9 protein-coding genes and 1 pseudogene are annotated in these 9,734 nt (G+C 57.1%); 4 read left to right on the top strand and 6 right to left on the bottom strand.

All coding sequences use genetic code 11. From position 1 onward, the window contains the following. From ACP7AL_RS25385 to ACP7AL_RS25370, 4 genes and pseudogenes are all read left to right on the top strand, one after another. Positions 1 to 177 (top strand): annotated as a pseudogene (locus tag ACP7AL_RS25385) (IS256 family transposase); the annotation flags it as partial. Between the two features lie 245 nt (positions 178 to 422). Continuing rightward, positions 423 to 854 (top strand): hypothetical protein, encoded by a 432-nt coding sequence (locus ACP7AL_RS25380; protein WP_425995427.1) that lies wholly within the window; start codon positions 423 to 425, stop codon positions 852 to 854. Between the two features lie 10 nt (positions 855 to 864). Next, positions 865 to 1,014, top strand: a complete 150-nt coding sequence (locus ACP7AL_RS25375) for a DUF5989 family protein (protein WP_197430925.1) — start codon at positions 865 to 867, stop codon at positions 1,012 to 1,014. A gap of 9 nt (positions 1,015 to 1,023) precedes the next feature. Beyond that, positions 1,024 to 2,856 (top strand): carbamoyltransferase family protein, encoded by a 1,833-nt coding sequence (locus ACP7AL_RS25370; protein ID WP_425995425.1) that lies wholly within the window; start codon positions 1,024 to 1,026, stop codon positions 2,854 to 2,856. A gap of 9 nt (positions 2,857 to 2,865) precedes the next feature. On the opposite strand, the gene ACP7AL_RS25365 is transcribed toward ACP7AL_RS25370, so the two are convergent. From ACP7AL_RS25365 to ACP7AL_RS25340, 6 genes are all read right to left on the bottom strand, one after another. Further along, the gene (locus tag ACP7AL_RS25365) at positions 2,866 to 4,251 is read right to left on the bottom strand and encodes a hypothetical protein (protein ID WP_425995423.1); all 1,386 of its coding nucleotides are present in this window, start codon (positions 4,249 to 4,251) and stop codon (positions 2,866 to 2,868) included. Positions 4,252 to 4,435: 184 nt separating this feature from the next. After that, a complete protein-coding gene (gene tnpC, locus ACP7AL_RS25360; RefSeq protein ID WP_425995421.1) occupies positions 4,436 to 5,965 on the bottom strand; it encodes an IS66 family transposase in 1,530 nt (509 codons plus the stop codon). A 74-nt stretch (positions 5,966 to 6,039) separates the two neighbouring features. Continuing rightward, on the bottom strand, positions 6,040 to 7,110 hold the full coding sequence (locus ACP7AL_RS25355; protein ID WP_425995419.1) for a hypothetical protein: 1,071 nt from the start codon (positions 7,108 to 7,110) through the stop codon (positions 6,040 to 6,042). A 2-nt stretch (positions 7,111 to 7,112) separates the two neighbouring features. Beyond that, positions 7,113 to 7,496, bottom strand: a complete 384-nt coding sequence (locus ACP7AL_RS25350; protein ID WP_425995417.1) for a DUF5681 domain-containing protein — start codon at positions 7,494 to 7,496, stop codon at positions 7,113 to 7,115. Continuing rightward, on the bottom strand, positions 7,493 to 8,857 hold the full coding sequence (locus tag ACP7AL_RS25345; protein ID WP_425995415.1) for a site-specific DNA-methyltransferase: 1,365 nt from the start codon (positions 8,855 to 8,857) through the stop codon (positions 7,493 to 7,495). The genes ACP7AL_RS25350 and ACP7AL_RS25345 overlap by 4 nt, the downstream gene beginning before the upstream one ends. A 200-nt stretch (positions 8,858 to 9,057) precedes the next feature. Then, a complete protein-coding gene (locus tag ACP7AL_RS25340) occupies positions 9,058 to 9,561 on the bottom strand; it encodes a hypothetical protein (protein WP_425995413.1) in 504 nt (167 codons plus the stop codon). Positions 9,562 to 9,734 lie beyond the last annotated feature (173 nt).

Genomic DNA, 9,734 nt, shown 5'->3' with positions numbered 1-9,734 from the left:
TCCAACAGGACGGCGCTCGCGATGGTCTTCAAACTGCTTGAGGCCGCGCAGAAAAGCTGGCGGCGTCTCGATGGCCACAACCAGTTGCCAAAACTTGTTCTCGGTGTGACATTCAACGACGGGATCGAGGTCATCGCCAAGCCGACCGACCGTCAGCCCATAACCGCCGCCGCCTGACCGGCTCCGGCCGTCACCAAAATTTGGCGATAGCTCGCCTCGACGCATCGGCCAGTTGTCTCTTCCGCCGGCGATTAAAATCGAGGTTTTTCTGAATAGGCGTGGCCTTAGATCCGCCCGGCATGGGGGCGCCATCGAACTGTATTTTTGCATCCAATATGCCGATAAGTATGCTATTACGTCTTTGATTTTTAACTGAAGTTCGACTTCGGCCGCAACAGACATCATCTCCCCGCGTGACATTAATGCCCTCCGTGGATTTTCATGAAAATTTCGCCAGGCAGGATTCCGTGACCCAGGGTTCGGACCGTGCTTTTGGCTTTGTCATGACGGGGGCTTTTGCGCTCCTGGCAGCCATCAACCTCTGGCATGCTGGGCGGATCTGGCCGTGGATGGGTCTGATCTGCGCGGGATTTCTCGTCGCTAGCCTTGTCCGACCGTCGGTGCTGACGCCGCTGAATCGTCTCTGGTTCAAGCTGGGTCTTTTCCTGCACAAGATTGTCAATCCTATCGTCATGGGGCTGCTTTTCTATTGTGCCGTCCTCCCCACGGGAATTGTCATGCGCCTGATGGGCAAGGATTTGCTGAGGCTAAGCCTGGATCGGCGTTCCGAAAGCTATTGGATAATGCGACAGCCACCGGGACCGCAGCCCGAGGCCATGCGAGATCAGTTCTGAGAGGCTGTGTATGGACTTCCTGACCGAGTTCTGGCGCTATATCCGTGTCCGGAAAAAATTCTGGTTATTGCCGATCCTGATCATGACGGTCGTATTTGGGGGGCTTGTGCTCCTGACCAAAGGATCAGCCGTGGCGCCGTTCATCTACACCCTCTTTTAGGGCTGGTTGATGCGCGTTCTAGGAATTTCCGCCTTTTATCATGATGCCGCGGCCGCCCTGGTCGATGAGGGCCGCATCATCGCTGCGGCTCAGGAAGAACGCTTTACGCGCAAGCGGCACGATGCGGAATTTCCCGCACAGGCTATCGCATATTGTCTCGAGGAGGCGGGCTACGCGATCGAGGACCTCGATCACGTTGTATTTTACGACAAGCCGTTTTTGAAGTTCGAAAGGCTGCTGGAAACCTATGTCGCGTTAGCGCCGCGCGGGTTTCGGTCGTTCAAGCTTGCGGTGCCCGTCTGGCTCAGGGAGAAGCTGTTTCAGCGGAGCCTGCTGCAAAAGGAATTGGCGAAGTTCTCGGATCAGTTCGACGCCGCAAACAAGCTTCTCTTTTGCGAACATCATGTCAGCCACGCCGCGTCAGCCTTCTTTCCCTCTCCATTTGAGAAAGCTGCAGTTCTGACGATGGACGGCGTCGGTGAGTGGGCGACAACTTCCGTTGCGGTGGGCGACGGCAACCGACTGAACATCATCCAGGAGATTCATTTCCCTCACTCGCTCGGGCTTCTCTATTCGGCCTTCACCTACTACCTCGGCTTCAAGGTCAATTCAGGCGAGTATAAAATGATGGGCCTGGCTCCTTACGGGCAGCCAAAATATGTCCAGCTTATTCTCGACCATCTGATCGATCTGAAGCCGGACGGCTCGTTCCGGCTGGACATGACCTATTTTGATTATTGCACTGGCTTGACGATGACGAACGAGCGGTTTTCCCGCTTGTTTGGAGAGCCGGTGCGCACGCCTGCCGATCACCTTACAAGTTTTCACATGGATGTGGCAGCGTCGATCCAGGCCGTGCTCGATGAAGTTGTGATTCGCCTCGCACGGGGTATCGCGAAACAAACGGGAGAGAGAAACATCTGCCTTGCCGGCGGCGTCGCGCTGAATTGCGTAACCAATGGAAAGCTGCATCGCGAGGGAATATTCAGTGACATCTGGGTCCAACCCGCTGCAGGCGATGCAGGCGGCGCGGTGGGTGCCGCTTTGGCCGCAACCCACATTTTTGCGCAGCGCTCACGTCACATTAGCCGCATGGATGGAATGTCCGGTGCTTTGCTGGGACCTGATTTTTCCCAGTCCGAGATCGAGCGTCGTTTGACGGAGGCGGGCGCCAGATTCAGTTCGGTTGGCTTTGACGAAATGATACAAACGACCGCTCGCTGCCTTGCACAGCAGGATGCGGTCGGATGGTTTCAGGGAAGGATGGAGTTTGGTCCGCGTTCTCTCGGTGCGCGCTCCATCCTCGGGGACCCGAGATCGCCCAAGATGCAGCAGACGCTCAACCTCAAGGTCAAATATCGCGAAAGTTTCCGTCCGTTTGCGCCGGCGGTGCTGCGCGAGGATGTCGCCGAATGGTTTGAGTTCAATGCCGACAGTCCGTATATGTTGATTGTTGCTGGCGTCAGACAAGACAAGCGTCGCACGATGGCACCGGCAGAGCAGGACCTGTTCGGCATCGATAAACTGAATATTGTGAGATCGGAGATTCCCGCCGTCACACATGTGGACTATTCGGCGCGCCTTCAGACTGTAGATGCAGCGTCAAACCCCATCTTTCATCGCCTACTGGTTCAGTTCAAGGACATCACAGGCTGCCCTGTGCTGGTCAATACGAGCTTCAATGTGCGGGGAGAGCCGATCGTCTGCACGCCAGAGGACGCGTTCCGCTGCTTTATGGGGAATGAACTCGACGTGCTGGTCGTCGGGAATTGCATTCTAAAGAAGCAGGACCAGGATCCGCGCCTCAAGCAAGACTATAGCAGCGCGTTCGATCCTGACTAAGTGTATGCTTCAATTCTTGGGCGCATCCGACTGCGTGCCGTTTCTCAGCCGATAGACATGCATTCCGCCGTCCTGTGCGGCCAGGACAAATCTTTGGGACAACACTTCGCGAATCCGCGGCGGAAACAGGTCGGTCTGTATATCGACCGCAGACAAGGGTCTCTCAAGGATATCGGTGTGGACGACAAGGCAGCGCACATCGGGACGGATGAGATCGTTCTGCCATATCTCGACCGGGAACATCCCGCTAGTTACGAGATGCGTGAACTGATAAGGCGTGGCGATAACTCGATTGTTCAGACTGAACTCAAATCCGGGTTCATCGGCGAGTACAACGTCCTGCCGCCCGATGCCGCAAATCTGCCGAGCCTTGGCAAGGATGGCTGACTGCTTGGGGGTGTTCTCAATATCGTCAAGGGAGCTACGGACTGTCGCAATTCCCACCCACAAGGCCTGAAGGGTTGCAACGGTTGCAAGGATTGGTGACAGACGCGACGGGACACTTTGCGAAAGGACGATCAGAGCCGCGACGCAGGGCTCCATCCAGTAGTTGCTCGCGCTTCCTGTCTTGGCAAGCAGCAGCAGGGTCCAGAAGACGCTGGCTGCAAGCGCGGATAACGCTACGCGGGCATTGATGGACGATCGCTCGTGAAATCCGCACCAGGCTGCGAAGCATATAAATGCGGCGAAGAACGGCAACCTTGAATACAAGTTGTCGAGCCAGATCGACATAACCAGCGGTTGCGCCGTCGACATCACTAGATGTGATATCCATACGCCGCCGCTCGCTTTCTGCAATATGAAGGCAATGGGCGCTGAAACCGCCAAAGCCCCCAGCACAGTGAAGCCCGCAGCCCTTCGGTCGATGAGAAGCGTCGCGAGAAACGCACCCGCTCCCAATCCGATGATGTGCGGCTTCAGCCATGCGGCCAAGGCGAACAGAACGCCGGCAAGGAATCCGGATCGTCCCGCTTTGACTGAAAGCAGTAGTCCTATCCCAGCCAAGCAAAGTGCAGCGCTGTCCGGCCGGCCGGAGGACCCGTAAAGGATAAGGACGTAGGTGCCGGCGATGAACAGTCCTCCCAGGCCCATCACCCAGCGCGAGGATTGGCGTGCGGAAGCAACAATAGCGCAGATCAACCCCAGCCAAAGCAGCGTAGCAATAATCCTGCTTCCCAGAAGCGCGGCCGATTCGGGAAGCAGTGAAACCAGCCAGGACCAGAGTGGAGGATAAAGCACATAGTATCTTGTCGGCGGCTCGCCGTACTCGTGAGTACCTGCGATTGGATCGATGTAGAGCGGCCGGCCTTCACGGATACGAGAGGCCTCAAAGAGAATCTCGCCTTCGATCCCGACGGCCGGGCGGCTTTGCGATGTGATAATTGCGCACGTCATTGCGGCTGCGCCCGCGATCAGAAGTATGACCAGAAGTGCTCGGGTCGCCCAGCCTCCCATTGATAGGACTTTGCTTTCCAGAGAATAAGTATGTTGTATCGCGTGCGATTTTAGAAATGATAGTTGCCGGGCGCTAGTTGGATTTGATGAGGTAGGCGTAAGCGTCCATTTCTAGCACGTAGCACTAGTTAATGGTGCGATCTGGCCGCCAATTCCATGGCAGAAGGTCGTCGATTCGGGCCATGGGGTGCCCGGCGGACATGCGTTCGAGAACGTCCTTGAGATAGGCGAAGGGCTCGACGTTGTTGAGCTTTGCGGTGGTGATAAGGGAGCCGACGGTCGCCCAGCGCGCAGCCCCGCGACCGGATCCGGCGAACCGGTGGTTTTTGCGGCCGAGTGTGATGGGGCGGATGGCGCGTTCCACGGTGTTGGTGTCGAGTTCGATGCGCCCGTCATCAAGGAACCGGCTGAGGTCGCTCCAGCGGGTCAGTGCGTAGCGGATTGCATCGGCAAGGCCGCCGCGCGGCGGGATGTGAGTCAGCTGCGTCTCGAGCCAGGCCTTCATTGCAGCAACCAGCGGCAGCGAGCGAACTTGTCGTACGTTCCGACGTGCGTCGGCTGTCTCGCCCCGGATTATTGCCTCGATCGCATAGAACTCGGCGATGCGCCGCAGCGCTTCGGCCGCAATCGGAGAGTCAGTGGCCTGCTGCACCTCATAGAACTTGCGCCTTGCATGGGCCCAGCACGCCGCAAGCTGGATATCGCCGCCTTCTCTGAGTCGATCGAATCCGGGATAGCCGTCGACCTGAACGATGCCTTTGAACTTCGCCAGATGGGAGGCGGGTCGTTCGGCCCGACGGTCGGGACTGTAGAAGTAGACGGCTGCCGGCGGATCAGCTCCGCTCCACGGCCGGTCATCGCGTGCGTACACCCAAAGCCGGCCGGTCTTGGTGCGACCACGTCCGGGATCGAGCACCGGAAGCGGGGTGTCGTCGGCGAACAGCTTCTGTGAGTTGAAGATGTGCTCGGCGAGTCTTGCCTGCAGCGGCTCGAGCCACCAACAGGCGCCCCCCACCCAGTTGGCCAGGGTCGATCGATCAAGCTCGACGCCGTGGCGCGCGAAGATTTGGCTCTGCCTGTACAGCGGAAGGTGATCGCAGTATTTGGCGATCACGACATGGGCGAGTAGAGCAGGGCTTGCGAGGCCCTTGGCGATCGGACGCTCCGGGGCGGGAGCCTGATGGATGGTCCCGCAGGCTCGGCAGCCATAACGCGGCCGGCAAATGCGGATAACGCGAAGCCGGGCAGGTACATGGTCGAGCATCTCGCTGACCGTCTCGCCGATCGCATGCAGCTCGCCACCACAGCAGGGGCAGGCCTGATGCTCAAGATCGAGCCGCATGTCCTCGCGGGGCAGATGCGCCGGCAGGCTTAGCCGCTCGGTCTTCGATCTGAAGGTTTTTGTCGTCGCGGGAAGCGTTACTTCAACCCGCGCGATGTCGGCGTTGAGATCTTCGAAGCCGAGCTGCAATTGGTCGTCATCAAGCCGTTCGGCGCGGCCGAACTGGCTGCGCTGCAGCTTTTGCACGATCAGCCGGAGCCGTTCGATCTCGGCTTGTGCTTCGCTGAGGCCGGTCACGTCGGTCGCGAGTGCGCGCACCATCCGCTGCAACGTCTCTACATCATCCGGCAGGGCTGCAAGATCGACGTCCATGAGTGTGAAGTCTACGCTGACTCGCGGGCTTCCTCACCGGCCCACATGCATGTTGAGTCAATCAGCCGCAGCGATCATCCCGCCACAGCCGGTCGCCATTGCCGCTCCGGCGCGCGCCAGTCGACGCCGTCAATCCGCATCGACAACTGCGCCGAACTCAGCATCAGCGTTCCGCCCGGCACCGAATAATCACTCGTCACAGATGCTTTCATGGCCGTATCGCAAGAAAATACGATCTCATCTCCTGGCTGTCGCTCTGGACGCACCTCGTACCATTTTAGCCAGTCAGGATTAAGGTCGTTGCCCTTGTCCGGGACGGGCTCTTGCAGGTAATGCGCGTAGAATGTCGGCGAGCCAATCTGTTGCTTCAGTTCGTCTAAAACCTCAAGCGGCTCACGTTTCTGAAGCGGCTCGCCGGCTCGCCACACGAATGACCGGTTCGGAAGTTGGATTGGAACATCCTTTTGTGCGATTGCCGGCAGGGCTAAATGATCCCAGCCGGGCGTTTCGAGCAGATGGCCCGTCAGGTCAGCTTGGTGCAGTCGTTGCATCACAACGATGATCGAGCCGCTAATTTTATCGTTCAGGCGCGACATTAAAGTGCGGGTGAACCACACATTAGTGCCATTTCGACTTGCATCTGAATTGGCGTCATTGGCGCTCAGTGGGTCGTCGATGATCAGCGTGTTGCCGCCCATTCCGGTGAGGGTGCCTCCAACTGATCTGGCGGCGCGTTGACCGCCAACTGTCGTGACGAGGTCTCCCTCTGTGCTTTTAGCGAGCCTGGTCTGGAATAGCCCTTTGTACCAATCGGACTCCATGATCCGTCGGCATTCGGTCGATAGGTGGTCGGCCAAAATCTGGGAGTAGCTAGCACATATAAATTTGTGAGTGGGTTCATGTCCAAGCCGGAAGGCGACCCACGCCACAGAAATCAGGAATGACTTCAGGGAGCGCGGAGGTGCATTGAGGATCATTCGCGTCTTCTTCCCGACCGAGTTTGTCAAGAAATTCGCGATAACCTCGTGGCACCATTCAAGCGAGAGCGGCGTATTCGGATAGAGTGTGGCAAACGCCATCTGTGCAAATGCCAGAAAATCCTCCCGGGCAATAGCATCGCGTTCTGCGGTCGTAATGTTGCTCATGGTCAATCCTCTTCTTTTTTCAGGTGGGAGTGGCGTCGTAGAAAATCTGCCCCGATGGCGCGATCGTTCTCGGTGACAACCGCCGGCGCCGACGGAGCGGGGTCTTGAATCTCTAGTTTCATCAGCATTGCGAACAGTTGAGTGGAGGCTTTGAAGTCTCCGCGCACTGCCTTCTCAAACAGGCTCAGCAGCATGGCCTCCTGGCCGGTGACGTGGCGCACCTCGCCGTCTTCGCGGACGGCTATTCGCTTCGTCATCAGTTTGTTGAGATCAGTTTTCAGGTTGCGCGACCCTTTAGGGCGACCGCGCTTGTTGCCCGACTGGCCGGGTTTGAACCTCGACGATTTAGGCGGCTTCCTGTAACCGCCTTCGCTTTCCTCGGTCATGAGCGCGCCCCATCCTCGCCGCTCTTGGTGGCTACGTCACACGCGGTTGCTTCCCGCTCAGCGAACGTCGCGCCCGTATTTACGCAGACCGCATCGTTGCCGGTGAGTGCGCGCCAGCGTCGAATGGTGCTGTCCACGTATAACGGGTCGATCTCGATAAGGGCTGCGCGTCGCTTTGTTTTCTCGGCTGCAATGAGCGTGCTGCCAGAACCGCCAAATACGTCGAGGACGATACCGCCGCGGTGAGACGCGTCCTTGATGATGTCAGCGATCAGTGCGACGGGTTTGACCGTCGGGTGCATGGCAAGCAGTTCGTCGCGATCTTTTCCAAAGCTGTTGATGCCGCCATAGTCCCAGACGTTCGAGCGGTTGCGGCCGTGAACGCCGAGATTGATATTGTTGATGTGAGGTGCCTTGCCATTTTTGTACACAAAGAAGAACTCATGCTGGGACCGATAAAGCGAACCCATGCCGGCATTGGTCTTTCTCCACACGCATATGCCTTTGAGTTCAGAATACGTCGCATTGCCAGCGGTGAGGATTTCCTGGCAATGCCTCCAGTCCATCGCAAGGTAATGGAGCGAACCGTCAACCGAGTAGGCGGTTAGTTTCTGCACGATCTTTGTGAGAAACGACGTGAATACGTCGGGACTCATCTCTCCGCACGCCATCGCGAATTCGCGATGTTGGACGCGGCCCGCACCACCGACTTGCCCTATAGAAATGTTGTAAGGTGGGTCTGTGAAAACCAATTGTGCGCGCTCATTGGCCAGCAACGCTTCGTATGAAGCCGTATCTAAGGCGTCGCCGCAGTAAATGCGGTGCGCGCCCGCTTGCCAGAGGTCACCCAAGCGAGAAGCTGCCGGACCTGTGAGATCGGGGAGGGGCTCATCACTGCCGTCCGCGTCAGCGCAGTCGAGAATGATATCGACCTCGGCTGTTTTGAAGCCGATGACCGAAAAGTCGAAATCAATATTCAGATTGTTGAAGAACTGGAGCTCGCCGCGTAGAGCGTCAGCATCCCAGACCGCCGTCTCGGCAAGCTTGTTGTCTGCGATAACAAATGCTCGTTTTTCTACCTCGCTTAAATGGCTGACCCGGATCACTGGGACTGTCTTCATGCCAAGTCGCTCGGCGGCCATGACGCGCGCGGTACCAGTCAGCAGCTTGTTCGCCTCGTCAATAAGACAAGGAACCAAAAAGCCAACTGCATCGATGTTGCGCGCCAGCATCGCAATCTGTTCGTCGGGATGCTTGCGCGCATGGCGCGAATTTGGCTTCAAATTAGCAATCGGCATGTCTTCGATTTGCAGAAATGGAGAGTTTCTACCTAGGGAGACTAAATCCTGCCTGTCGCTCATTACGCACTTCCTCGACCCAATCGCCGCGGTCCAGCGCTCGTGCGACGCATAGCTGTGCACGTTGACTTCCGCAGAGTTTCAGGGAGCGTTTTTTTCGTTCCCATACATATGTAAAAGTATAGGCCCGTTAACAGAAACCGGACCGCGCTCGCACGCCGTTGCTAGAATTGCCATAGGTTCATCCGTTAGGCCGATACACATCAAAACAGGTCTTTCAGGAGCGGCCATTCAGCGATCGTTGGATCATCGCGGAGGAGGTCGCGCAACGAAGCCAGAGCTTTCTCGGTGACCACAAGTTCAACGGGGCGCGGTTGCGGAGCATTTTTTGACGGGGGAATCTGAGCACAACGTGTGATGGCAATTGATCCAGCAGGATTGGAAATGCCTCTAGCCGCAGATATCAGGGCCTCTTCCCAGGCACCGCGACGAATTGAGACCAGTTCGATCGACGCCCCGTCATATTCGGCATTGAGACCTTTCATACTGGGTGTCCAGATATCCAATCCAAATGGTTGAGTTATCGGATTGCTAGCCACAAGTGCGGTCAGATATTTGCTCTCTGAGATTGCATTGAGTCGCAAATGAAATGGAGCGCGTATCGAGATCTCAATGTCGTTCACATTCGTAACGAAATGTCGCTCATTAAATCTCACGATACTCGATGCGCGGGCGTCCTTAACGATACTAACCGCGTCTTCCATCATTCTCTTTGCCGCAGCTTTTCTATTTCTTCCATATGCCGACTGCGCGCACGCGCGTGACCTGACCGGGCTTTTTTAGACCAAGCATTGTGAGAGAATGTCTTGGAAAGGAGCTTTGGAATGCCGAAGAAGAGGTTCAGCGCGGAGCAGATTGTGGTGGTGCTCCGTCAGATCGA

This window comes from Afipia sp. DC4300-2b1 (assembly GCF_049895725.1).
GTDB lineage: Bacteria > Pseudomonadota > Alphaproteobacteria > Rhizobiales > Xanthobacteraceae > Afipia > Afipia broomeae.
This window is presented reverse-complemented; position numbering and strand designations above follow the sequence as displayed.

Coding starts and splice junctions, on each gene's coding strand:
- ACP7AL_RS25380 (WP_425995427.1), top strand. CDS start 423: ATGCCCTCCGTGGATTTTCATGAAAATTTCGCCAGGCAGGATTCCGTG.
- ACP7AL_RS25375 (WP_197430925.1), top strand. CDS start 865: ATGGACTTCCTGACCGAGTTCTGGCGCTATATCCGTGTCCGGAAAAAA.
- ACP7AL_RS25370 (WP_425995425.1), top strand. CDS start 1,024: ATGCGCGTTCTAGGAATTTCCGCCTTTTATCATGATGCCGCGGCCGCC.
- ACP7AL_RS25365 (WP_425995423.1), bottom strand. CDS start 4,251: ATGACGTGCGCAATTATCACATCGCAAAGCCGCCCGGCCGTCGGGATC.
- tnpC (WP_425995421.1), bottom strand. CDS start 5,965: ATGGACGTCGATCTTGCAGCCCTGCCGGATGATGTAGAGACGTTGCAG.
- ACP7AL_RS25355 (WP_425995419.1), bottom strand. CDS start 7,110: ATGAGCAACATTACGACCGCAGAACGCGATGCTATTGCCCGGGAGGAT.
- ACP7AL_RS25350 (WP_425995417.1), bottom strand. CDS start 7,496: ATGACCGAGGAAAGCGAAGGCGGTTACAGGAAGCCGCCTAAATCGTCG.
- ACP7AL_RS25345 (WP_425995415.1), bottom strand. CDS start 8,857: ATGAGCGACAGGCAGGATTTAGTCTCCCTAGGTAGAAACTCTCCATTT.
- ACP7AL_RS25340 (WP_425995413.1), bottom strand. CDS start 9,561: ATGATGGAAGACGCGGTTAGTATCGTTAAGGACGCCCGCGCATCGAGT.